Here is a 21,965-nt window from a genome sequence, read left to right on the forward strand (position 1 = left end):
GCAACTGATGACCGGCATGACACCGTGGCCCATCGTTCTCGCCTCCGCCACATCGAGCAGGTAGACCGGGGCGGACCAGCGCAGCAATTCGGCGATGCGCGCCAGGCGCATTCCATCGGGATGGGCGCCACGGCGCTGCGCCTGCAGATCCGCGGCACTGTCCGTCGTGAGAATCACCGCGTCCACCGGACGGCGGCGGCGTAGTCGGTAGAGTTGCTTGAGCCAGTCGGCGTCCGGCCAGCCCTCCTTGTTGGCCTTGCTCCATAGCAACACCGCGTCGGGGGTGATCAGCCAGCCTTGTTCTGCTAGTTCGGGCAGGAGGCGGGCGATGGCGGCATCGTCGCCGGTGAGCAGCAGCCAGGGCTGGCGGTAGCGCCAGCGCAGGCCGTGTCGCTGCAGCAACTCCTGGCGAAATGGCCCCAGCAGACTCGGCTCCGATCGATTCCGGTCACCGATGGCGAGGATGCTCGCCTGTGTCGTGCCAGCTGTCTCCGGTTTCCGAAAATCCAACCACCTGCCCAAGGTATGCAGGGCATCCCACCAGCGGGCCAGGCGATCCAACGACACGATCATGGCCAGCACAATGGCGCCAACAGCGACCACCGATAGCCAAAATCCTTGCGCTTCGAGCGTTTTGATACCTGCGTACTCGCCCCACATCAAAATAGCACCGGCGACTACCAGTGCGAGAACCAGTATCGCGGTCAGGTCGATCTGCAGCTTCTTCATTGTTCGGGAGATACGTTCATGCCCATGCTTTGGGCCCAATCGGGATACTTGATGCCCTCACAGGGGGCCAGGCCGCCAGGCGCAGGGCGTTGTTAGACATCCATGTAAGACGTGTACTGTGACGGTATCAGTCGAGGGCTCGGATCACAGCGGCAGACACAGAGGTCGTCGCTCAGTGCGGCTTGTCGCCCGTCAGGCCCCGTCATCGACAGGCGTGGCCCGGCACAAACGATCCGTCCCATCGTTTTGCAGACGGGACACCACACCGGATCKCCCTCATAAGCCTGCTCACGATCTCCCACCTTGTCATCCCGCCCCCCGCCCTCCACAGTTCCATCAGAGGTCGTCGCGTCACCTCTCGTGATGTCGTAACGTTTTATCAAAGCCAACTCCTCGTTTTCCGTCTATCGGCTTGCATCGGTACGACAACCCTTTCCAGTTCGATGCAATTTGGCAACTCCGTCATCACCTCGGACGAATACGGTAGGGTCAATCCAGCCGCTTCTCTCGCGCTACCGAGCGCACGACCGCAGAATCCACACCGCCAGGCTGACCGGCAAAGACAATCTGACTTTGGATGTCACCGGATAGCGAACCAGCGGCGCAGGCTATTGCGAGCCAGGGTGCGGCAGTGCCGGCATGCCCGACGGTCTGGTCGAGGTCTGTTGGCCGCGCAGTCAGTCCAAGATGCACGGCGGCCTCGCGCAACACACCCGCCTGCGTTGCATCGAGGCCTGTCTGCCAGCCGCCGGGAATTTCCGCGGCAGTGATATCGCCCCATTTCACGGCATGCGACAAAGCGCCGTCCGACTGGTCGAACGGACCGCGTACCGGGCGATGCAGGCTTGCCTCTGACAGCACTTGTAGCCCGCCGGCCTGTTCGCCTGGCATAAGAAGAAGCGCAACTCCCGCTTCCGCCGCACCGACGGGCGGCGTCTTGCTCAGCACTGGATACAGCTGAATGGCGACAATCAATCTCGCCTCGCGCCCTTCGCCGCCAGCAAGCTGATCAAGCCAACCGTCGAGAACATCGAGGCCGGCGGGTTCAGTCTCCTCGGAGAGGCGCATATCTCGAAGCTGATGTTCTCGCCAGCACGCTTGCCAGAGCGCCACATGATCCTTGCGAAGCAATCCTCCCGACACCCATAGACAAACGCTAAGATCAACCCGCGACGGCAAGGACTGGATGCGGTTGGCAAGATCGGCAAGTAATTCCGAATACAACCATCGTGTCACCTCGCGATGACGGCGAGCGTCTGCCTCCTTTCCACCAGGAACCAGCGATACGCCAGGCACCACCAGCCAGCGAGCCTTTGTGGGTCCGCTGTCGCTGGCGATCGGCTTTTGGGTCTCCAGCCTGACAGTACCTGACCGTATGGTGCCCGTTGCATTTTCGCTCTGGTCCGACGAAAAACGATGGGCCGCACCGAGCAGGGCCAAGGGACGCGCCGCCAAGGCAAAGACACGCTCGTTGTACCTGCGAATCACTTCGTTGCGCATCAGAACGTCAAGTCGGTGGCCCTCATGATGGCTATACCGGCGCAGTACTATCCACGCAGGTATCCCCACCGGGAAGAGGATCAAGCTTGCCCAGAATTTCCACGTATGCGTAGGCAGATCTTTCGGCCATGACAGCAGGATCGCGATTGCGCACGCCAGCGCCATGACGAGAAACACGATCGTCCAGATCAACAGCGACGGCGGATCTCCAGGCTCCGGCTCTTCCTTCGGCAAAAGCGAGAAATCAACAGCCATGGCATCCCGCGCAGCGCGGACCGAGATTGGATTTCAATTCGTTCACTGCTCTGTTCTCCTGTTAAGTTAATGGCTTGGGGGGATGTCAGAATCCGTTCGGACGCGGGCGCAAGGTTCGCGAGACCACGTCCCAGAACGCAACGGCTTCGCCTTCGGTCAGCGATGCCGTCTTCTCAATACGATCCTGCAGCACGTTGTTGTAAGAACCCGTATCCAGTTCCAAGGTGATCAAGGGCGTTTGCGCACTGCCGATCCTGGAATTCGCCTCCAGCGCCAGATGGTGTCCAGGTACATCTCGCGTGGTCATCCCCGCCATCAGCCATTCCTCTGCCGGCAATCCAGGCAAGTCCACCGGGCCCTTTCGAATCGTATGGCCTTCTCGCTCCTTGAGCGCTGCGTTGATGCTGTCACCACGTTGCAGCAGTGTGGTTTGCTCTCGAATATCCGAGTCTGTCTCCAGAACGACACTCACGTCGATCTTGTCATGCAGCACGAATTGGGTCCAGAGCTTCTCCGTGGCACCTGCCTTGCCCGGCAGGAACCCACCAAAAAAGCACACCCCGGGTTCGGACGGAATTTCACTTTCCGGGCGGCCATGCACGCGCTTCAGCAGGTCGAATACGCGGGCGCGCAGTGCAGGAACGTTGTTCTTGACGGTCATCTTTTGAACAAGCGAGTCCTTGGTTTGATCCGGGTTGGTGAAATCCCATCCCTTTATTTGCAACTTGATCTGGAAGCCCCGATCCCATTTGTAGGCTTCAATGACTCGTCTACTTGGATTGGCAAGTACATCGCCCCGATGAATGAAATATCGCGTAGCCGCGCCCGATACCTCACCGCTTGCATACAGAAACGGGTAAGCATCGACACTCCTGGTGCCTTTCAGCTCCGCTTCGCGTGAGGCGACCTCCCGCTGAAACTGATCCTCGGGCATTGCCGTCGCCTCAATAGGAACCCGGTCCACCGTGATGCTTCCAAACACAAACACATCGGCCGGCATGTCGATCAGGTAGCGCCCCACGCAGCGCGGACCGAGACTGGCTGTCATTTCGTTCACGGTTTTGTTCTCCTCTTGCGTTAATGGCTTGGGCGGATTGCAGGCCGTCAGGCATAACGCGAGACATGCGATGGCCAACGCGGTTGCGCTCCTCATGCCTTGTCCGACCACAGGCGTGGAGCCATCAACTGGCAGCAGTGAAGAATCAACGACCCTATGCGAAACACCATCCGTCAGAATCCGTTTGGACGCGGGCGCAAGGTTCGCGAGACCACGTCCCATAGCGCAATGGCTTCGCCCTCGGTCAATGAGGCCTTTTCAATAGGATCGCGTAGCACTTTGTTGTACGAGCCCGTATCCAGTTCCAAGGTGACCAAGGGCGTTTGCGCACTGCCGATCCTGGAGTTCGCTTCCAGCGCCAGATGGTGTCCAGGCACACCTCGCGTGGTCATCCCCGCCATCAGCCATTCCTCTGCCGGCAAGCCAGGCAAGTCCACCGGCCCCTTTCGAATCGTATGGCCCTCGCTTTCCTTGAGCGCCGCGTTGATGCTGTCACCGCGTTGCAGCAGCGTGGTTTGCTCTCGAATATCGGAATTCGTCTCTAGACCGACACTCACGTCGATCTTGTCATGCAGCACGAATTGGGTCCAAAGGTTTTCCGTGGCACCAGCCTTGCCCGGCAGGAACCCACCAAAAAAACACGCCCCGGGTTCGGACGGAATCTCGCTTTCCGGGCGGCCACGCACGCGCTTCAGCAGGTCGAATACGCGGGCGCGCAGTTCCGGAACGATGTTCTTGGGAGTGATTAGCTCGACAAGCGAGTCGTTGGTTTGATCCGGGTTGGTGTAATCCCACCCTTTTGTCTGCATCTTGATCTGGAAACCCCGATCCCACTTGTAAGCCTCGATAACTCGTCTACTTGGATCGGCAAGAACATCACCCCGATGAATGAAATATCGCGTTGCCGCGCCCGATACCTCACCGCTTGCATGCAGAAACGGGTAAGCATCGGCACTCCTGGTGCCCTTCAACTCCGCCTCGCGCGAGGCGACCTCCCGCTGAAACTGATCCTCCGGCATCGCCGTCACCTCAATAGGAACCCGGTCCACCGTGATGCTTCCAAACACAAGAACATCGGCCGGCATGTCGATCAGGTAACGTCCCACGCAGCGCGGGCCGAGGTTGGCTGTCAGTTCGCTCACGGTTTTGTTCTCCTCTTGCGTCAATGGCTTGGACGGATTGCTGGCAGTCAGGCATAGCGCGAGACATGCGATGGCCAACGTGGTTGCGCTCCTCATGCCTTGTCCGACCACAGGCGTGGAGCCATCAACTGGCAGCAGTGAAGAATCAACGACCCTATGCGAAACACCATCCGTCAGAATCCGTTCGGACGCGGGCGCAAGGTTCGCGAGACCACGTCCCAGAACGCAACGGCTTCGCCCTCGGTCAATGAGGCCTTTTCAATAGGATCGCGTAGCACTTTGTTGTACGAGCCCGTATCCAGTTCCAAGGTGACCAAGGGCGTTTGCGCACTGCCGATCCTGGAGTTCGCCTCCAGCGCCAGATGGTGTCCAGGCACACCTCGCGTGGTCATCCCCGCCATCAGCCATTCCTCTGCCGGCAAGCCAGGCAAGTCCACCGGCCCCTTTCGAATCGTGCGCCCCTCTCTTTCCTTGAGGGCAGCGTTGATGCTGTCGCCACGTTGCAGCAGTGTCGTTGGCTCTCGAATATCGGAATCTGTCTCAAGAACGATGCGCACGTCGATCTTGTCATGCAGCACGAATTGGGTCCAAAGGTTTTCCGTGGCCCCTGCCTTGCCCGGCAGGAACCCGCCAAAAAAGCATACCCCGGGTTCGGACGGAATCTCGCTTTCCGGACGGCCACGCACGCGCTTCAGCAGGTCGAATACGCGGGCGCGCAGTTCCGGAACGATGTTCTTGGGAGTGATKAGCTCGACAAGCGAGTCGTTGGTTYGATCCGGGTTGGTGTAATCCCACCCCTTTGTCTGCATCTTGATCTGGAAACCCCGATCCCACTTGTAAGCCTCGATAACTCGTCTACTTGGATCGGCAAGAACATCACCCCGATGAATGAAATATCGCGTTGCCGCGCCCGATACCTCACCGCTTGCATACAGAAACGGGTAAGCATCGACACTCCTGGTGCCTTTCAGCTCCGCTTCGCGTGAGGCGACCTCCCGCTGAAACTGATCCTCCGGCATTGCCGTCGCCTCAAGAGGAACCCGGTCCACCGTGATGCTTCCAAACACGAAAACATCGGCCGGCATGTCAATCAGGTAACGTCCCACGCAGCGTGGGCCGAGATTGGATGTCAGTTCGCTCACGGTTTTGTTCTCCTCTTGCGTTAATGGCTTGGGCGGATTACAGGCTGTCAGGCATAACGCGAGACATGCGATGGCCACCATGGTTGCTCTTTTCATGACTTATAGGCCATCGAGGTCTTCGCAACGCCACAGGCAATCTTGGTGATCGCCCAAAGGGCAAAGAGCTGTTGCGGCCTGTTCTTGTACGCACCTTCGTGATCGACGCCCGGATATGGCACACAAGCCTTGACTCTTCGGCCTGGGGCGGCGCCGGATCGGATTGGTACCGTGCCATCGCCGTTCTCGCCGGCACCCTTCAAAATGAAGCTTGTCGCCAACGGTCTGCCGCCAGAGTGCTGGTGCACTGTCTGTTCGCCCTTCCCCGGATCGTGCAAGACCTGTCCGGCCGTGAGATCCTCAACTTTGGGATACGCATCGAACAGCCGGAGAGCACTGGAGATCCTCCGCTCCCAGACCACGTCTCCCCAAGTTTTATGACTCGGATCGTCCCCGTAGAATGCATATGTGGTTGCGTGGTACTTTCTGCTGATTTTTGTCTGGAATTTTTCTACTTCGTCCCGAATCAAATCCACAAATCCGATCCAGTCCCGATCAATCGTCGCCTTCTTCGGATCCAGCGGATTGATCAGCTTGTCATCGCAAAGGCCCCACCACTTGCCACGGACGGTATAGATCTCCTTGTACGGATCTGACTTGGGCAAACCGACCGTATTTTTGCCGTCCTTGAGCTTGAGCCAACCCATCCCGTACTCCGGGCTGGGCAGCAACTGCAGAGGCCCGGGTGATTGCGCGAACACAGCAGTCATCTCTGCGGCATTGGCGCCCAATGCGATCCCAGCCGGCATCTCCGTGCCTGCCTTCACCCGTTTATAGGCTGTAGCGGATCCTGTGGCAGGCATGACGCCGTGCACGATCCCCAGCACGCTCTTGTTGCCACCCATCAGTTCGGAGTAGTAGCGAGATACCAGGCCGCCCATCGAATGCGTCACGATGATCACGTAGTCGCACATATAGCCCTTGCTCCGGTAGTACGCCATGAACTCCTGGATCTTCCCGTCCAATCGCTTTGCGGACTCCGCATTCGATTGGAGCCAGTTGTAACCTACGGCATGCAAGGGGAGCTGGTATTTATAGGAGAGTGCTACCTCATTGTGGGTTAGTAACTCGACGCCGGGCGCATTTGCCACAAGGGTCTTCATCAGGCGCGCGCGCTCGCCCGTCTTGCACTGATCGGCATCGTTGAGCGCGTTCTCGAGCCAGGGTAGAAACGTGCCATAGCTCATGAAGCCAACCTCACCCCACCCGCGGCGCTTCAGTTCGGCATCGTTCTGGCGCGTGCCTTGCGGGATGGTTCCACTAGCAAAGACGCGGGTCTTTTTAGGATCAAGGACCCGTTTTCGCTTGTCTGGACTTCCATTCGCCCACTTCGTCAGTACGCTCGCCGACCCGTTTACAAGCCAAACGGGTTCCTCGTTGTCATCCATCAAGTTCGTGCCCATCACACCCGGCACAAAGATCACGGGTATGATCCTGTCGGGCACCATGTGACATACAGCAATGCTGTCGTCGGACGGCGACATGACGGACGAGTAATGCACCGATCCATCATCGGCTATAGCGGGTGGGATCACGCGTTCAACGGTGGCCATACGAAGTTGCTCCGGTTTGCTTCTGCGTGGTTGTGGTTGTGAAGGCGCACTGCATGCCTACAGCCATTCATTCCGGATCGATGCGCAGGCGCAGTCCATCCACGAAAAGACTCTTTTGCAGCCCCGTCTTGCCTTCTGCATCGGTGGTGCCACGGATCACACTGCCGTCTTCGCGAATGATGGAGAACGCGCGATGGCTGACGGGCTGGCCATCGAAGGGCCATTTGAGCGCGTATTGCTCATCAAAGTCAGCGTGCTTCCACGTATTCATCGATTCGGCGAGCGAAGCCGGCCCCTGACGGCTGAACGCGGCCGACTTGATGGTCCGGTCCCCGCGCGTGCCGTCCTCTATGCCCGTGGATGACAGACGAAGATAGGAGCCACCACACTTGAGCAGCAGTTCCTCCTTAGCCTCAATCACGACGCGCCCGCTTGCACTGCTGATCGTCATGTTCTTGTCCGACAGCAGGCGCATCTCATCGCCCTGGGCCTGGATCTCGACCTTGCCCTTTGCTGCAAACAGCTTGATGCCGAGCTTCTGCGCGAACACGGATACCCGTTCGCCTGCCGCAACCGTAAAGCGCTTGAGCACGCTGATGTCGGCATGGCCACCAGCGGTGGCGATCAGGTTCTGGGCGGCCGTCAGTTGCAAGTCGGAGCCCGAGGCCAGCGCCATGCCCGCAGGTGCGCTGACAAGTATCCCGGCCTTGTTTAGCGCCGTCAGCGTATCGCTGAGCAGGGCCTTCTGCCGGTTGTAGTCCGCTGCTACCGCTTGCGCCGCATTGGCAGCCGAGGCCAGCGCTTCGCTTTGCTGGAGAGCTTGCTGCAGCAGGTTCTGCGCCGCCTCCATATCAAGCTGCTTCCCACCCGCATTCGGCTGGTCATCCGCAGAAATGAACAGCCCCTTGCCACCCCGGATGGCACCCCAGGCCGAGGTGCGCAGCTCAAAGCCTTCACCGCGCTTCTGCCGTTTGGCAGTGGCCATATGCCCCAGGGTCAGCTGGCTTTTGCCCGAATGCTCGGTGGAGAGCTGTACGTGTTCCTCGCCCGTCCAGTCTTCAAGGTCGAATAGGTTGCCACTCCGCGTCTGGATGAGATTGCGCGACAGCAACCGGTCCTGGCTGGTGATCAGGTCCCGGTGCTGGCTGTTGTGGTGGAAGTGGGCGATGTACGGCTTGTTCGGATTGCCATCGATGAACGCGATCGCCGCCTCGGTTCCGTCCATCACCGGGAAGTGAAAGCCGGTCTGGTGGGACCCGGCAAACGGCTTGGCCAAGCGCAGCGGCACGCTCTCGCAACCCTTTGGCCATGATGTATCGAAGTCCAGGTCGAAACGGACCGTGTAGTGGCCCGCCTGCGTCAGGTAGGCATATTTGTACTGGCCCGGCGAGGTCACGCGGGCGCTCAGCGTGCCGTGGATCCTGGGCCATTTGTCTTCAGCGAGCGGCAGCCGGAAGCGCCGGTCCGAGGGGATGGCCTTGAAGGTGTTGCGGTAAGCCGCATCGCGCCCGCCGCTGTGCCTGACCTCGATGATCACCAGCCCGTTGGGCGCGTCGGGCAGCACCCGGTCCATGCGCAGGATACGCGATGCGTGCAGTTCCAGCACATTGCTTGCGCCCTCGTAGATCAGTTGCCAGGCGATCGCGGCCTCGTGGCGCAGTTGCGCCTCCCACTTGGCGCCGTCCTTGTCCAGGTGATGGCTTCCATAGACATAGGACTGGCCGTAGGTGGTCTTGTCCTTGCGGGCGATGTTCGCCTCGGCCTGGATACGCTCCCAGGACTGCTCGGGGTTGTAGTCCGCGACGAGGATCGATTCCGGCACCGTCCGCGCGTGGGACTTGAGATCGGTCACGGCCTCGACGCCGGATTCCAGCCCCGCCGTTTCGCGGTACGGCACCCGCAGCTCCGGCAGGTAGATGTAGTGGTCGATGTCGTCGCCAAACACCGCCATCTCGCCGAACTTGCCCAGGAGGAAATAGCAGTAGAGCCCTTCCTGCTCCATCAGCAGCCGGATGTAGTCCCAGTCGGACATCTGGTACTGGAGGCGGAACTTGTACTGCGGATACTTGCGGCGCGTCTTGAGGAGAAACTGATGACCCCGCAGGTCATGCCGGCGCAGGATTGCATCGATGATCTGCGGGGCGGTCAGGTGCTGATAGACGCGGCTCGCGCGCGTGAGCCGCAGCCGCGCGACCAGCGGCTCGACCACGATCTCGTAGGCGCAGAAATCATGGGTCTGCCTGGTCTCGGAGAAGCCCGTGATGCAGCCGCCGAACTTGCGCGGCGCCGTGCCGTCGCCAGGATCGATCAGAAATCTGGCGTCCTTGCCGAGATAGTCGGCCCGATCGAGCGGCAACGGGTGCGTCAGCTGGATCGTCACGGTGTACGTGTCGCCCAGGCGTTCCACCGCCTCGAACGACACCACCGACAGCTCGGCAGCGCTGGCCGCGCCGGGCACCTCCAGGAAATACGCCTGGTGTGCGCCACCGTAAGCGTGTCGTTGTTCAACCGGATCCGTCATGATCTTCGCTCCGTTGTCAGCTTGATCGAACCTGACGCAGGACTCTAAACGGATTCTTTTATGACATAAATAGCATTATTACAATTGTTAAACAAAATATCACTTTTAGAGTAAATTCGTACTCGTCCTATTTATCTCAACTGGCAATCCATGCTATTAGCCACGGCGGCACGCCGTACGGATCGTTATCGCGAGCATTGGGAATGCGTTGAACTGTGCGCTTGGCCCGCGGTGGGCACGGTGCATGTTGCCGCAGGCGACCGGGCGGTACCCCACATTGCCGTCATCCGCACAATCGCCCCAACCTCCGCAATAGGGCTACACTGAAAACGAGACAACCCTCCGGAGCGCCATGATGGACGCCAATGGCCCTCAACGCACCTTTCGTGGTCTTCCTCTGACCCCGGAACAGGATGCGGAAGTCAGGCACTACATCAAGAGGAAAAAGCAGCGCAGTGCGCCATGGGATACACCTGAGCTAGCCGCCATGCTCGAGGATATGCTGAGGCCGCCAAGCGTTGAGGACGAGGACTTCGAATCCCCTGCCGAAGAAGCCAACGCGGACGCCGAGCGCGCGGCGGCTTCGGTGGACGAAGCCATGGATCCGATCGAGGCCGGTGAGGAGCGGATGGCGGCCAGGGAAGCCGAGGCGATGAAGGGCCCCAAGCATTGACATGCAGGTGCAGCGTGCGCGTTGCGGCTCCATGATCCGGGGCGCGCACAAAGGAAGAAGAGAAGAGAAAAAAGAAGAGAAGACAGCCCCCAGTGCAACGACTGGAACACAAGAATAAAGGGCATAGCATGGCGACCGTCGCGACATTCGACATCGAGTACACGCAGTTCCTCGATCCACAAGGTGAGCCGACCCAAGCGCTGCCTGCATTTGCGCTCGATCCCGAGGCCCTTTTCCCGCTCTACCGGGCCATGGTGCTCACCCGCCAGTTCGACCTCAAGGCCATTGCGCTGCAGCGCACCGGCCAGATCGGCACGTTCGCCTCAGCGCTTGGCCAGGAGGCCGTCGGCGTCGGCGTTGCCAGCGCCATGCGCGCGCAAGACGTGCTTGTACCTTCCTACCGTGATCACGCCGCACAGTTCCAGCGCGGCGTCTCCATGACCGAGAGCCTGCTGTATTGGGGTGGCGACGAGCGCGGCAATGCGTTCGCGGCGGCGCCGCACGATTTTGCGAACTGCGTGCCCATCGGCAACCAGGTCTGCCACGCTGCCGGCATCGCCTACGCGATGAAGCTGCGCCGCGAGCCGCGCGCCGCGGTTTGCCTGCTCGGGGACGGCGGCACTTCGAAAGGCGATTTCTACGAAGGCATGAATATGGCGGGCGCCTGGCACGCGCCCCTTGTGCTGGTCGTCAACAACAACCAGTGGGCGATCTCCATGCCGCGCAGCCAGCAGACCGCCGCGCAGACGCTCGCGCAAAAGGCCATCGCGGCCGGTATCCCTGGCCTGCAGGTGGATGGCAACGATATCGTGGCGGTGCGCCAGCTCACGCTCGACGCGCTGGAACGGGCGCGCAGCGGCGGCGGCGCCACGCTGATCGAAGCGATCACCTACCGGCTTGGCGACCACACCACGGCGGACGATGCCTCGCGCTACCGCGACAGCGAACAGGTCAGGCAGCACTGGCTGCTGGAGCCGGTGGCCAGGCTGCGCAACTATCTGCTGCGCCTTGGCGCATGGGATGCGGCCCGCGAAGACGCGCTTGCCAAGGATTGCGCGGCGCAAGTGGCGGCCGCGGTGCAGGCCTACCTGGCAACGCCCCTGCCGGAAACGGCAGCGATGTTCGATTACCTGTATGCCAGCCTGCCCAAGGCGCTGGCGGGGCAAGTGGCCACCGCGCATCGCTTTGCCCCGGGTGCCCGGAGCAAGGGCAAGGACAACGAGAGCGAGCAGGATCATGGCTGAAATCAATCTGGTCGAAGCCGTCAACCAGGCGCTGGCTCATGCGCTGGAACACGACCCGCGCGTGGTGCTGCTCGGTGAGGACATTGGCGTGAATGGCGGCGTGTTCCGCGCCACGGCGGGGCTGCAAGCCCGTTTTGGCGCGGAGCGCGTGATCGATACGCCGCTGGCCGAGTCCGGTATCGCCGGGGCCGCGATCGGCATGGCGGCAATGGGGCTGGCGCCCGTGGCGGAAATCCAGTTCACCGGTTTTATCTACCCGGCCATCGACCACATCATCAATCATGCCGGCCGCCTGCGCCACCGCACGCGCGGCAGGCTGAGCTGCCCGATGGTACTGCGCTCGCCTTATGGCGCCGGCATCCATGCGCCGGAGCATCACTCCGAAAGCCCAGAGGCGATGTTTGCCCATATCCCCGGCATCCGGGTGGTCATACCGTCCACCCCGGCGCGCGCCTACGGCCTGCTGCTGGCGGCCATGCGCGACCCCGACCCGGTGGTGTTCCTCGAACCCACCCGGCTCTACCGCCTGTTCCGCGAGGAAGTACCGGACAACGGCGAGGCGCTGCCACTCGATACCTGCTTCACACTGCGCGACGGCGGCGACATCACGCTGGTGAGCTGGGGGGCGATGCTGCAAGAGACACAGGCCGCGGCTGACCTGCTGCTGGACGAAGGCATCGCCGCCGCCGTCATCGACGTGGCCACGCTCAAGCCGCTCGACATGGACACCATACTGGAATCGGTCGCCAGGACGGGCCGCTGCGTCATCGTCCACGAGGCGCCCCGCAGCGCCGGCTTCGGTGCCGAGATCGCGGCGAACCTTGCCGATGCAGGGCTGTACTCGCTGGCGGCGCCGGTGCAGCGCGTCACCGGCTACGACACCGTGGTGCCGATGGCCAGGCTCGAGTACACGTACCTGCCCAGCGTGGCGCGGATTGCCGACGCGGCCCGCAAGGCCATGGCCGCCTGACGTTTTTCCTGGGAGCGTTGATGAAGATCTTCAAGTTGCCCGACCTGGGCGAAGGCCTGCAGGAAGCCGAGATCACCGAATGGCACGTCAAACCCGGTGACACGGTGGCGGCCGACCAGCCGCTGGTTTCGGTCGAGACCGCCAAGGCGATCGTCGAGATACCGTCGCCCTACGCCGGGCAGGTCGCCAAGCTGTTTGCCCAGCCGGGCGAGATCGTGCACCTTGGCGCGCCGCTGGCGGGCTTCGAGGGCGCCGGCGGGCAAGAGGACGCGGGCGCGGTGGTGGGCGATGTCAAAGTCGGCACGCAGGTGGTCGCGGAAGCGCCCGCCGCCCTGTCCCGTGGCGGCGGCGCGGTGCGGGCCGTGCCGGCCGTGCGCGCCCTGGCGCGCCAGCTCGATGTGGACCTGGCGATGGTCACTCCAACGGGCGCGGACGGCATCATCAGCGCCGCCGATGTGCGCCGCGTCGCCGCGACGCTGGCGGACCTGGGGCCACCGGAAGTCCTGCGCGGCGTGCGGCGCGCCATGGCGCTGAACATGGCGCGCGCCCAAAGCGAGGTCGCCGCGGCGACCGTGATCGACGACGCCGATATCCATGCCTGGGCGCCCGGCACCGACACCACCATCCGGCTGGTGCGCGCACTGGTTGCCGGCTGCCGCGCCGAGCCCGGCCTCAACGCCTGGTATGAAAGCCAGACCGGGCGCCGCCATGTGCCGGCGCGGATCGACGTGGGGATTGCAGTCGACCTGCCCGAAGGCCTGTTCGTGCCGGTGCTGCGCGATACCGGCAAGCGCGACGCGGCAGACCTGCGGCGCGGCCTGGACCGCATGCGCGCGGATGTGCGTGCGCGCACGATCGCCCCCGAGGAGATGCGCGGCAACACCATCACGTTGTCCAACTTCGGCATGATCGCCGGCAAGTACGCGGCGCCGATCGTGGTGCCGCCAACCGTCGCCATTCTGGGCGCCGGCCGTATCCACGATGCGGTGGTTGCGGCCGGCGGCATGCCCGTCGTGCACCGGATCCTGCCGCTCAGCCTGACCTTCGATCATCGGGTGGTCACAGGCGGCGAGGCCGCGCGCTTCCTGGCGGCAGTGATCGCGGACCTGGCGCTGGCGGCCTAGGCGCGGGCAGCGCGGCAGCGCGACAGGCGAGCGCGGGGGGCTTTACTCCGCGCGGATCCTGGCTTCGGCCACGATCTTGGCGGAGCGCTCCATGTCCTCCTTCTCGAAGCGGGCGAAGTCTTCCGGCGTGCCTGGCGAGAGCAGGTAGCCCTGCTCGGCCAGCCTGCCGCGCAGGTCGGACGCCAGCGCCTTGTTGACTTCGGCGTTGAGCCGCCTGGTCACATCGGCCGGCAGCTTGGCCGGACCCCACAGGCCATACCACGAGTAGAACTCATAGCCCGGCACCGTCTCGCCGACCGTCGGCACGTCGGGCATGGAAGGCAGCCTGTCCTTGGAGGTCACCGCGACCACGCGCACCATGCCGCTCTTGTGATAGGACAAGGCGCCGAGCACGGGATCGATAAAGCCATCGATGGCGCCACCGATCAGGTCCTGGTACGCGGGCGCGGAGCCCTTGTACGGCACCACCAGGTAATCGATCTTGCCCGCCCGCTTGAGCAGCTCCGTGGACAAATGCCCCGCGGACGCCTGCGAGCCAATCGCGAACGACATCTTGCCGGGATGCGCCTGCGCGTAGGCGATCAGCTCCTTGATGTTCTTCACCGGCAGGTTCTTGTTGACGGAGACCGCCAGCGGCCCCTTGCCGACCAGCGCGATCGGCACGAAATCCTTGGTCACGTCGTAAGGCGACGATCTCAGGGTCATGGGCGTGGTGGTGAAGGTGGAGGCGCTGAACAACAGCGTGTAGCCGTCCGCCGCGGCCTTGGCCACCGCGTCGGCGCCGATGATGCCCTGGCCGCCGGGCCGGTTGTCGACGATAAAGCTCTGGCCGGTTTGCTCGGAGAGTTTTTGCGCCAGCATGCGGCCGACGGTATCGGTGGGGCCGCCGGGCGGGAACGGAATGATGACGCGCACGGCTTTGTTGGGGTAACCCTGCGCGAAGGCGCTGGCGGCGGCGCAGGCCAGCAACGCGCCGGCGGCACTGCGGAAAATCCGGTGGAACAACATGGTTTGTCTCCTGTCTCGACTGCAGGTGCGCCCTGGAGGGGCGCTCTTATTTCTTGTCCACTCTCAAGGCTGCGCCAGCGCCGACATCTGCGCATACAGATCCGCCTTGCCCTCAAACCCGATGCCCGGCAGCTCCGGCATGGTGATATGGCCGTCGATCACCTTCACGCCATCGGGGAAGCCGCCGTAAGGCTGGAACAGGTCGGGGTAGCTCTCGTTGCCGCCCAGGCCCAGGCCAGCGGCGATATTGAGCGACATCTGATGGCCGCCGTGCGGGATGCAGCGGCTTGGCGACCAGCCAAAGGTCTTCAGCACTTCCAGCGTGCGCTCGTACTCCACCAGCCCGTAGGACAGCGCGCAGTCGAACTGCAGGTAGTCGCGGTCCGGGCGCATGGCGCCGTAGCGGATCAGGTTGCGGGCGTCCTGGTGGCTGAACAGGTTTTCGCCGGTGGCCATGGCGCCGGGGTAGTACTCGGCGAGCGTGGCCTGCAGGTGGTAGTCCAGCGGATCGCCGGCTTCCTCGTACCAGAACAGCGGATAGTCGCGCAGCATCTTGGCGTAGGCGATGGCGGTGTCCAGGTCAAAGCGGCCGTTGGCGTCCACGGCGAGCTGCGCGTCCGGGCCGATTTCCTGCAAGACGGCCTCGATGCGCGCGCTGTCTTCTTCCAGGCTGGCGCCGCCGATCTTCATCTTGACCACGTTGTAGCCGCGCTTCAGGTAGGAGCGCATCTCGGCGCGCAACGCGCCGAGGTCCTTGYCCGGATAGTAATAACCGCCGGCGGCGTAGACGAACACGCGCGGGTTAGCGTTGACGCCGTGGCGCTCGGCCAGCAACCGGAACAGCGGCACGCCGGCGATCTTGGACACCGCGTCCCACACCGCCATGTCGATGGTGCCGACCGCGACCGAGCGCTCGCCATGGCCGCCCGGTTTCTCATTGGACATGGTGGCGGCCCACACGCGGTTGGGGTCGAGGTTGGTGCCGGCGTCGTCCAGCAGCGATGCTGGATCGGCCGCCAGGATACGCGGCGCAAAACGCTCGCGGATCAGGCCGCCCTGGCCGTAGCGGCCATTGGAGTTGAAACCGTAGCCGATCACGCGCTTGCCGTCGCGAAACGCGTCGGTCACCACGGCGACGAGGCTGCTCGTCATCTTCGAGAAATCGATATAGGCATTACGGATGGGCGACGAAATCGGCTTCGTCACTTCGCGGACGTCAATGATGCGCACGGACATGGCTTGTCTCCAGTGTTCTAGTGTCTTTCGGTAATCAGCTAATCAGCGACTCAGGCGGTTCGATACGTCGGCTGGCGGCGCTACAGCGAAGCACCGCCGCAAATCAGGATCTGCTGCCCGGTGATGGCGCCGGCATCGGGCCCGAGCAGGAAGCTCACCATCCCGGCCACTTCATCGGGCCGGATAAAACGCCCGATGGGCGGCGTGCGCGGCGGCGTGCCCTTGCGGCCCGGGTCGTTCAGCATCGGGGTCTCGGTGGCGCCCGGCGCCACCACATTGACGGTGATGCCGCGTGGCGCCAGCTCCGCGGCCCAGGAGCGCGCCATGCCCACCACCGCCGCCTTGGTCGCGGCGTACTGGCTGCGCCCTGGCGCGCCCGCCGCCGTGCGGCTGCCGATCAGCACGATGCGCGCGCCATCCGGCAGCGTTGGCATCAGCGCGTTGGCCAGCACGCTGGCGGCTTGCACATGGATACGCCACATGCCCTCGCCGTCCTCGGGCTTCAGGTCGCCGAGCACCGCCGTGCGCATGAATCCCGCGGCATGGACAATGGCATCGACCTGGGGCACCGTGGCCACGGCAGCGGCGAGCTTTGCGGCATCAGTCAGGTCGACTTCGATCCCGTTGAAGCCCTCGGCGCTGGGTGCCGGCGAGCGGTCCAGCCCGGTCACCGTCCAGCCCGTCGACAGCAGCCGCCGGGCAATGGCCGCGCCGATACCGGAGCTGGCACCGGTGACCAGGGCATGCCTGGTCCGCGCCACGGGCGTGTCGTCGTCTTGCATGGATTGGCTCATCAAAGCCCCTTTGGATTGCATGGCCGGCGGCCCAGCCCCGGCACGCTCGCCGCAGGCCGGGATGGCGCGCCGGTACAGGCCCGGATCAGACGTGGGTCAGACGTGGTTCAGGCTCAGGCAGCCGCTTTCTGCGTCACGCCGGCGTGTTCCAGCGCGGCCTGGATCGCGGCCAGCTCGGCGGCCGACGGCGCGTGGGTCGGCGGGCGCACCGTGCCATCGCGCAGGATGCCGGCCAGCGCCATGGCGGCCTTCATGCGGCCATGGGCTTCGCCCGTGGGCTCGCCAGCGCCGTACACCGCGTCCTTGAGCGGGTTGATCAGGGCCTGCACGCGCATCGCTTCATGCAGGTCGCCGGCCTTGACCGCCTTGAGCAGGTCGTTGATCAGGCCGGGAATCAGCGAGGCAAAGCCGACCAGCGCGCCGTCGATGCCCTGCACCATCGACGACAGCAGGTATTCGTCGTGGCAGGTCATCAGCACCTTGGTGGGATCGGCCGCGCGGATCTCCTTGATGTCGCGCGCGTATTTGTTCATTTCGCGCTCGCCCATCTTGAAGGCCTTCACATAGGGCAGCTTGGCCAGTTCCGCGAGCAGCTCCGACGAGTAGGAGCCACGGGTCCAGGCCGGGTAGATATGCACCACCAGGGGCAGCCCGCTGGCCTTGCCGATGGCGTTGAAGTAGTCGAGGCAATGCTCCGGCTTGAAGCCAAAGCGCAGCCAGTGATGCGGCGGCATGATATCGAGCCCGGCGGCGCCCGCTTCCTTGGCCCAGCCAGCTTGTTCCACGGCGTCGTTGATGCCTTCGCAGACCACCGACGAGATCACCGGGCAGATGCCCCGGGTGGCGTCGGCGGTGATGCGGGTCACTTCGGCGCGCTCGCGCGGCGTCAGCGAGAAGACTTCACCGGTATGGCCATTGGTCATCAACGCGGTCACGCCGGCTTGGCCGCCCAGCCACCTGGCAAAGCGGCGCAGCTCCGGCTCGTTGATGCTGTAGTCCGCGTTGAAGGGAACCGCGATGGCGGGAATGATGCCGTGGAAATTGATATCAGGCACGTTCGTCTCCTGGTGTGGCTTGCGCTATTTGCGCGTTCGGGTGGGTATCAAGGTGGGCGGAATGAATCCGCCGGAGGGTTGCAGCGCACGGGCCAGCTCGGTAGCGGCATGCACTACCGCCGGGGCCGTGGTCGATTCGAAATCGTCAAGCGAGGTATTCATGGCCGGCGCCGCCACGCTCAGGCCGGCAACCGGCACGCCGTCCACATCCAGCACCGGCGCGGCCACCACATAGAGGCCGGACACCGTTTCCTGGTCCGACAACGCATAGCCCTTGGCGCGCACGGTCTTGAGCCGCTCGAGGATGGTGTCGAGCTCGGTGAGCGTGTGGTCGGTCAGCTTCTGCCGGGGCTGGGCGTCCAGCACACGGGCCTGCATGTCCTGCGGCAGCCACGCCAGGATGGCGTAGCCCACGGCCGTGGAATAGGCCGGCACCCGGCTGCCGATACGGATATCCACGCCAAGCCGCGTCAGCCCGGCCTGGATCCGTTCCGCGTAAAGCACGTCCGGGCCATCCAGCACGCCGATGGAGGCGGCTTCATTGATCTCCCCCACCAGCGCGCGCAGGATCGGCCTTGCCCGCGTGCGCAGGTCGGCATGGGCGATGGCGTCAAAGCCCAGGTCCAGCACCTTGAGCGACAGCCGGAACAGCCGTGTGTCCGGCACGCGCTGCACGTAGCCGATATCCACCAGCGTGTTGAGGAAACGAAAGGCCGTGGCATTGTCCAGCCCGGAGCGGCGCGCGACTTCCGCCATGGTGAGCTCGGGTTCCTGCGCCGTGAACGCTTCGAGAATGCGGAAGCCCTTCGCCAGCGACTGCACCGTGTTCTTGGATGCGTCGCCCGCGCTGCTCGCCTTCGATGCGGTCGGGACGGAGTTCTCGGTAGCCATGTCAATCTCCACTGTCAGTTCTTCGTTCTTGATGCAAACCCGGAATCGAGTTCGGATTCCGAATTTTAATTCGACGAACAGACAGAGGAAAGCCCTCGCTCAAGTTGGGTGGATACACATCGGCATCGCTGCCGGACCTCATAAAATTCGGATTGCGAATTTTTATTCGAATAAGAGGGCCAAGAAAAAGTGCCAGACAACGGCACCTCTTTAATCCGCCCCGCGTCCTGAGACGCCTCTCTTTTATTCGGATAGCGAACTTGTATTCGCGATATGAAATATTCTAGGCCTCGTTTCCGAGACAGGGCAAGGGCAAACTTCCTAGGGTTTTCACTGAACGGGTCACGCCGCCTTGCGCGTCATTCAGCGCAATTCCTCTTAAACAGACATTTACAAATAGAGACGAAATCGCTACACTGCCGCTTAATTGCGAATCACTCGCATTCTCGTTATCAACCCAAGCATTGGTTTTTATTCCTGGCCTCGCCTTTCGCTCCTTGCACGCCAGGTATCTTCCGCGCCCCGTGCGCGCATCGACTCCCCTCGCCACACTGAAATCATGACTGCTCCCCTGAAGACGCGCGCGCGTTTGCTCGCGTCCGCTGGTGCTCTTTACTGCACAGGTTTCCTCGCCGCCACGCCGGCCTTCGCACAGTCCGCCGCCGACGCCGGCAGCGCGAAGGAAGCCACCTTGCCCACCGCCGTTGTCACCGCCGATTCGCCGCTTCAGGCCAAGCGCCTGCCCTCGTACAAGTTCGTCGCACCGTTGCTGGATACACCGCGCTCGGTCACGGTGATTCCCGAGGAACTGCTCAAGCAGACCAATGCGACGACCTTCGCCGATGCGTTGAAGACGGTGCCGGGCATCACCTTCCTGGGCGGCGACGCCGCGGCGAACCCCTCCGCGGATCGTCCGGTGATCCGCGGCTTCGAGTCGCGCAACTCGATCTTTGTCGATGGCATGCGCGACTCCGGCGTGCAGAACCGCGAGACCTTCGCAGTGGAGCAGATCAGCGTCATCAAGGGCCCGGATTCGGTTTATGCGGGACGTGGCGCGGTTGGCGGCAGCATCGACATCGTCACCAAGATGCCCAAGGCGGATGACTTCACCAATGCCAGCCTGGGGCTGGGCACCGAGGCCTACAAGCGCGCCACGCTCGACGTCAACCGCCGCATCAACGATGAGACCGCGGTGCGCCTGAACGTGATGGGGCACGACGCCAACCAGGCCGGGCGCAACGATGTCTACAGCAAGCGCTGGGGCGTGGCGCCGTCGGTGGCGTTCGGGCTGAACACGCCGACCACGGTGTCGCTGAGCTACTACCACGTCAACACCTACGACATGCCGGACTTCAGCGTGCCGTTCCGCTCGACCGGCGGCACGCCCGGGGCGGGAACCAGCATCCAGCGCTCGCAGTTCTACGGCCTGAACAACCGCGACTACCGCCGCGGGCAGACGGACACCGGCGAGATCCGCATCGAGCACCGCGTGGACGACAACTGGAAGGTGCGCAACACCACCATGTTCGGCCGCTCCACGCTGGACTACATCGCCACCAACCCGCAGTTCCTGAACGCCAGCGCGAACCTCCTCCAGCTGCAAGCCAAGAGCGGGAAATACGCCACCAACAGCGTCTCCAACCAGACCGAGCTGTCCGGCAAGGCCACGCTGCTTGGCATGCAGCACACGCTCACGGCCGGTGTGGAATTCAGCTGGGAGCGCAGCCTGTACGAGGGCTACCTGGTGAGCGACAGCGCGGGCAACAATATCCGCACGGGCGGCCCCTGCACGATCGCCTACAACTGCACCGCGATCGGCGCATGGAATGCCAATGCCCCGTGGACCGGCAGCACCGTGCTCAACGGCGACAAGAGCTTCCCCGGCGCGCCCACCAGCACCCGCACCAATGTCTCGTCCGCCTACCTGTTCGACAGCGTGAAGCTGAGCGATCGCTGGCTGTTCAATGCCGGCACGCGCTTCRACCGCTTCGACGTCACCGCCGTGCAGGCCGGCACGCCGGACCTGAAGAACACCGCCAACCTGTTCAGCTACCAGCTTGGCCTGGTGTTCAAGCCGGTCGACACGGTCAGTTTGTATGCCTCATACGGGACCTCCGCCAATCCGCCGGGCGCCAACAGCGGCCTGGGTGGCGGCACCGACCAGATCACCAAAACCAACCAGGACCTGTCGCCCGAGCGCAGCCGCAACATCGAAGTGGGCGCCAAGTGGGACACGCTGGACCGCCGCCTGTCGCTGACCTCGGCGCTGTTCCAGACGGACAAGACCAATGCGCGCGTCAGTGACGGCCTGGGCGGCATCGTCAACGCGGGCAAGCAACGCGTGCGCGGCGCGGAACTGGGCATGGCCGGCAACCTCACCAGCAAGTGGCGCGTGTTCGGCGGCTACTCCTACCTGGATGCCATCACGACCGACGCCGGCGCCGCCAATGCCTCGGCATCCGGCCTGCCGATGGTGATGGTGCCCAAGCACAACGTCACGCTGTGGACCTACTACGACGTGCTGCCCAAGCTGTCGATCGGCGGCGGCGCCACGATCTCCAGCCTGACCTACGCCTCGGTCTCGGCAACGTCGCGCAAATGGACGCCGGGCTACGCGCGTTTCGATGCGGTGGCAACGTATCGCGTCTCCAAGACCGTGGATGTGCAACTGAACGTACAGAACCTCTTCGACAAGAAGTACTACTCCGCCGCGTACCCGATCTACGCAACGTGGGCGCCGGGCCGTTCAGCGGTGATGACGCTGAACTTCCATATGTAAGTTCTACCGGCTATGTCGTGCTCCCTTCTCCCGCGCGAGGGAGTGGCGGGCGTTCGTTACGCCTGCATGCTGGAAAACACCACGGGCTTCGCTTTAAGTGACTCCTAGCTAAGCCACCCCTCTCCCCGGCCCTCTCCCCCTGAGGGGCGAGGGAGAGACAGCCGTCGTCATGGCGCGCGGCTTTGGCCTGTTCGGC

At 63.1% G+C, this 21,965-nt stretch carries 17 protein-coding genes and 1 pseudogene; 5 read left to right on the forward strand and 13 right to left on the reverse strand.

Going from position 1 to position 21,965, the window contains the following annotated elements:
• From AC1DQR_RS30305 to AC1DQR_RS30340, 8 genes and pseudogenes are all read right to left on the reverse strand, one after another.
• Positions 1-729, reverse strand: a pseudogene (locus tag AC1DQR_RS30305) (ImcF-related family protein); the annotation flags it as partial.
• A 92-nt stretch (positions 730-821) separates the two neighbouring features.
• Complete coding sequence (locus tag AC1DQR_RS30310; protein ID WP_477134356.1) at positions 822-1,109, reverse strand: PAAR domain-containing protein; 288 nt, start codon at positions 1,107-1,109, stop codon at positions 822-824.
• 109 nt (positions 1,110-1,218) lie between these two features.
• Positions 1,219-2,484, reverse strand: a complete 1,266-nt coding sequence (locus tag AC1DQR_RS30315) for a hypothetical protein (protein WP_416050568.1) — start codon at positions 2,482-2,484, stop codon at positions 1,219-1,221.
• A gap of 85 nt (positions 2,485-2,569) precedes the next feature.
• On the reverse strand, positions 2,570-3,532 hold the full coding sequence (locus AC1DQR_RS30320; RefSeq protein ID WP_477134357.1) for a T6SS immunity protein Tli4 family protein: 963 nt from the start codon (positions 3,530-3,532) through the stop codon (positions 2,570-2,572).
• 182 nt (positions 3,533-3,714) lie between these two features.
• A complete protein-coding gene (locus AC1DQR_RS30325; protein WP_477134321.1) occupies positions 3,715-4,683 on the reverse strand; it encodes a T6SS immunity protein Tli4 family protein in 969 nt (322 codons plus the stop codon).
• Between the two features lie 173 nt (positions 4,684-4,856).
• Positions 4,857-5,825, reverse strand: a complete 969-nt coding sequence (locus AC1DQR_RS30330) for a T6SS immunity protein Tli4 family protein (RefSeq protein WP_477134322.1) — start codon at positions 5,823-5,825, stop codon at positions 4,857-4,859.
• Positions 5,826-5,917: 92 nt separating this feature from the next.
• A complete protein-coding gene (locus AC1DQR_RS30335) occupies positions 5,918-7,474 on the reverse strand; it encodes an esterase/lipase family protein (protein ID WP_477134323.1) in 1,557 nt (518 codons plus the stop codon).
• 67 nt (positions 7,475-7,541) lie between these two features.
• Positions 7,542-9,995: a type VI secretion system Vgr family protein gene (locus AC1DQR_RS30340; protein WP_477134324.1), complete on the reverse strand. Its 2,454-nt coding sequence runs from the start codon at positions 9,993-9,995 to the stop codon at positions 7,542-7,544.
• Between the two features lie 352 nt (positions 9,996-10,347).
• Between AC1DQR_RS30340 and AC1DQR_RS30345 the strand changes: the two genes are divergently transcribed.
• The 4 genes from AC1DQR_RS30345 (at position 10,348) to AC1DQR_RS30360 (ending at position 14,006) form a co-directional block, all read left to right on the forward strand.
• A complete protein-coding gene (locus AC1DQR_RS30345) occupies positions 10,348-10,668 on the forward strand; it encodes a hypothetical protein (protein WP_416050574.1) in 321 nt (106 codons plus the stop codon).
• 128 nt (positions 10,669-10,796) lie between these two features.
• Positions 10,797-11,912: a pyruvate dehydrogenase (acetyl-transferring) E1 component subunit alpha gene (gene pdhA, locus AC1DQR_RS30350; RefSeq protein ID WP_477134325.1), complete on the forward strand. Its 1,116-nt coding sequence runs from the start codon at positions 10,797-10,799 to the stop codon at positions 11,910-11,912.
• Positions 11,905-12,882 carry an alpha-ketoacid dehydrogenase subunit beta gene (locus tag AC1DQR_RS30355; protein WP_416050576.1) on the forward strand — a complete coding sequence of 326 codons (978 nt, stop codon included), beginning with the start codon at positions 11,905-11,907 and terminating at the stop codon, positions 12,880-12,882. The genes pdhA and AC1DQR_RS30355 overlap by 8 nt, the downstream gene beginning before the upstream one ends.
• Positions 12,883-12,902: 20 nt before the next feature.
• Complete coding sequence (locus tag AC1DQR_RS30360; RefSeq protein ID WP_043356183.1) at positions 12,903-14,006, forward strand: dihydrolipoamide acetyltransferase family protein; 1,104 nt, start codon at positions 12,903-12,905, stop codon at positions 14,004-14,006.
• A 42-nt stretch (positions 14,007-14,048) separates the two neighbouring features.
• Here the strand turns inward: AC1DQR_RS30360 and AC1DQR_RS30365 are convergent, their stop codons facing one another.
• The 5 genes from AC1DQR_RS30365 to AC1DQR_RS30385 form a co-directional block, all read right to left on the reverse strand.
• Positions 14,049-15,014 (reverse strand): Bug family tripartite tricarboxylate transporter substrate binding protein, encoded by a 966-nt coding sequence (locus tag AC1DQR_RS30365; protein WP_416050577.1) that lies wholly within the window; start codon positions 15,012-15,014, stop codon positions 14,049-14,051.
• 63 nt (positions 15,015-15,077) lie between these two features.
• Positions 15,078-16,250 (reverse strand): mandelate racemase/muconate lactonizing enzyme family protein, encoded by a 1,173-nt coding sequence (locus AC1DQR_RS30370; RefSeq protein ID WP_477134326.1) that lies wholly within the window; start codon positions 16,248-16,250, stop codon positions 15,078-15,080.
• Positions 16,251-16,330: 80 nt separating this feature from the next.
• On the reverse strand, positions 16,331-17,032 hold the full coding sequence (locus AC1DQR_RS30375) for an SDR family NAD(P)-dependent oxidoreductase (RefSeq protein WP_416050579.1): 702 nt from the start codon (positions 17,030-17,032) through the stop codon (positions 16,331-16,333).
• 125 nt (positions 17,033-17,157) lie between these two features.
• Positions 17,158-18,099 carry a dihydrodipicolinate synthase family protein gene (locus AC1DQR_RS30380; protein WP_416050580.1) on the reverse strand — a complete coding sequence of 314 codons (942 nt, stop codon included), beginning with the start codon at positions 18,097-18,099 and terminating at the stop codon, positions 17,158-17,160.
• A gap of 24 nt (positions 18,100-18,123) precedes the next feature.
• The gene (locus tag AC1DQR_RS30385) at positions 18,124-18,990 is read right to left on the reverse strand and encodes an IclR family transcriptional regulator (RefSeq protein ID WP_416050581.1); all 867 of its coding nucleotides are present in this window, start codon (positions 18,988-18,990) and stop codon (positions 18,124-18,126) included.
• Between the two features lie 559 nt (positions 18,991-19,549).
• Between AC1DQR_RS30385 and AC1DQR_RS30390 the strand changes: the two genes are divergently transcribed.
• Positions 19,550-21,769 carry a TonB-dependent receptor gene (locus tag AC1DQR_RS30390; protein WP_477134327.1) on the forward strand — a complete coding sequence of 740 codons (2,220 nt, stop codon included), beginning with the start codon at positions 19,550-19,552 and terminating at the stop codon, positions 21,767-21,769.
• Positions 21,770-21,965 lie beyond the last annotated feature (196 nt).

The organism is Cupriavidus sp. 05L411, assembly GCF_056398045.1.